Consider the following 2,955-nt stretch of genomic DNA (forward strand, 5'->3'; position numbering starts at 1 on the left):
GCCGCGCCTTCGGCCCGGTCCGACCGCTCGCAGCCGCGCGGTCGCCGGTCCTCGCGCCCGCCCAAGTGCGGCTGGGGGCGGGCGACGCCGCGTCGGCCGTGGCGCGGCGCCCGCCGCCCGGCCGCGCGTCCGCCCGCGCCGCGGCGGCCCGGCCGCGCATCGCCGTCGAGCGCGTCTCGCCGGCGGTCGACGGCGGACGCTTCGCCGCCAAGGCCGTCGCCGGCGAGGAAATCCCGGTCGAGGCCGACATCTTCGCCGACGGGCACGAGCGCCTGGCGGCGGCGGTGCTGTGGCGCCCGGCCGATGCCGAAGAGTGGTTCCGCGCGCCGATGCGGCCGGTCGGCAACGATCGCTGGCGCGCCGAGATCCTCGTCGACCGGCCGGGCCGCTGGCTGTTCACCGTCGAGGCGTGGTGGGACGAGTTCGGCAGCTTCCGCCACGAACTCGAGGCCAAGCTGAAGGCCGGGCGCGACGTCGCGCTCGAAATCGCCGAGGGCCGCCTGCTCGTCGAGGAGGCGGCCGAGCGCGCGGCGGGCGACGGCGCCGCCGTGCTCGCCGAGACGCTGGAGCGCCTCGACCGGAATCCGACCGGCCCCGATCCGCTGCTGAGCGGCGCGACGCGCGCGGCCGTCGCCGGCGCCGAGGCGCGCAGCTTCGTCGTCCGCCACGACCCGCCCCTGCCGATCGCGGTCGAGCGCCCGCAGGCCGCCTTTGCCGCCTGGTACGAGCTGTTCCCGCGCTCGGCCACCGACGATCCGGCCCGCCACGGCACCTTCGACGACGTCATCCGGCGCCTGCCGGCGATCCGGCGCATGGGCTTCGACGTCCTCTATTTCCCGCCGATCCATCCGATCGGGCGGACCAATCGCAAGGGCCGCAACAACAGCCTGACCGCCCGGCCCGGCGACGTCGGCAGCCCGTACGCCATCGGCGGCGCCGAGGGTGGCCACGACGCGGTCCATCCGGCGCTCGGCACCATCGACGATTTCCGCCGGCTGGTCGCGGCCGCCGCGGCGGAAGGCCTGGAGATCGCCCTCGACTTCGCCATCCAGTGCTCGCCCGACCATCCGTGGCTGAACGCGCATCCGCAATGGTTCCGCTGGCGCCCGGACGGGTCGCTGCGCTTCGCCGAGAACCCGCCGAAGAAGTACGAGGACATCGTCAACGTCGATTTCTACGCCGAGGCGGCGATCCCCGGCCTCTGGCTGGCGCTACGCGACGTGGTGCTGTTCTGGGCCGGCGAGGGGGTCCGCACCTTCCGCGTCGACAATCCGCACACCAAGCCCCTGCCCTTCTGGGAATGGCTGATCGCCGACGTCCAGGCGCGCCACCCGGACGTGCTGTTCCTGTCCGAGGCGTTCACGCGGCCGAAGATGATGAACCGGCTGGCGAAACTCGGCTTCAGCCAGTCCTACACCTACTTCACCTGGCGCAATTCCAAGGCCGAGCTGACGGAGTACCTGACCGAGCTGTCGCGCGGCGAGGCACGCGACTTCTTCCGCCCCCACTTCTTCGTCAACACGCCCGACATCAACCCGGTCTTCCTCCAGACCTCCGGACGCCCGGGCTTCCTGATCCGGTCGGCCCTGGCCGCGACCCTTTCCGGGCTGTGGGGGGTCTATTCGGGGTTCGAGCTGTGCGAGGCCGCACCTCTGCCGGGCCGTGAGGAATATCTCGATTCCGAGAAGTACGAGATCCGGCCGCGTCCGGAGCGGGCGCCGGGCGACATCGTCGACGAGATCACCCGCCTCAATCGCATCCGCCGCGCCCACCCGGCGCTCCACGACCACCGCAAGCTCGCCTTCTACAACGCGTTCGACGATCGCGTCCTGGCCTACGGCCGGCAGGCCGAGCCGCTGGGCGAGATGGTGCTGGTGCTGGTCTCGCTCGACCCCCACGCCGCGGTCGAGGTCGAGTTCGAGCTGCCGCTCTGGGAGTGGGGCCTGCCCGACCACGGCTCTCTGGCCGTCACCGACCTGATGCGGGAGCGCAGCTTCCTCGCCACCGGCAAGCGCCAGCGCGTCCGGCTCGATCCGGCCGACCTGCCGTTCGCCATCTGGCGCCTCGCCCCGCCGGGAACGGCAGCACCGTGAACGCGCCCCTTCTCACCCGGGCGCCGGCGCTGGAGCGGGACCCGCTCTGGTACAAGGACGCCATCATCTACCAGCTGCACGTGAAGTCGTTCTGCGACGCCAACGGCGACGGCATCGGCGACTTCCAGGGCCTGCTGTCGAAGCTCGACTACATCGCCGAACTCGGCGCCAACACCATCTGGCTGCTGCCGTTCTATCCCTCGCCGCGGCTCGACGACGGCTACGACATCGCCGACTACCGCGCCGTCCATCCCGACTACGGCACGATGGCGGACGTCCGCCGCTTCATCGCGGCGGCCCACGCGCGCGGGCTCCGGGTGGTGACGGAACTCGTCATCAACCACACCTCCGATCGCCATCCCTGGTTCCAGCGGGCGCGGCGCGCCAAGCCGGGCTCGGCCCATCGCGACTTCTACGTCTGGTCCGACGACGACCGGCGCTACGCCGGCACCCGCATCATCTTCCTCGACGCCGAGCGCTCGAACTGGACCTGGGACCCGGTGGCCGGCGCCTATTTCTGGCACCGCTTCTACTCCCACCAGCCCGACCTGAATTTCGACAACCCGCTGGTGGTGAAGGCGGTGCTGGGGGTGATGCGGTTCTGGCTCGACCTCGGCATCGACGGGCTCCGGCTCGACGCCGTCCCCTACCTCATCGAGCGCGACGGCACCAACAACGAGAACCTGCCCGAGACGCACGCGATGCTGCGCCGGTTCCGGGCCGAACTCGACGCCCGCTACCCCGACCGGATGCTGCTGGCCGAGGCCAACCAGTGGCCGGAGGACACCAAGGACTATTTCGGCGACGGCGACGAATGCCACATGGCGTTCCACTTCCCGCTGATGCCGCGCATGTACATGGC

2 protein-coding genes are annotated in these 2,955 nt (G+C 71.5%); both read left to right on the forward strand.

Annotated features, from left to right (window positions below; genetic code table 11):
* A partial coding sequence (locus tag ACE3Q3_RS23755; protein ID WP_374450239.1) for an alpha-1,4-glucan--maltose-1-phosphate maltosyltransferase occupies positions 1–2,093 on the forward strand: 2,093 nt, incomplete at its 5' end.
* Positions 2,090–2,955: alpha-amylase family glycosyl hydrolase (locus tag ACE3Q3_RS23760; RefSeq protein WP_374450241.1), on the forward strand; the 866-nt coding region annotated here is incomplete at its 3' end. The genes ACE3Q3_RS23755 and ACE3Q3_RS23760, both read left to right, overlap by 4 nt.

The organism is Allostella sp. (assembly GCF_041913585.1).
GTDB lineage: Bacteria > Pseudomonadota > Alphaproteobacteria > ATCC43930 > Allostellaceae > Allostella.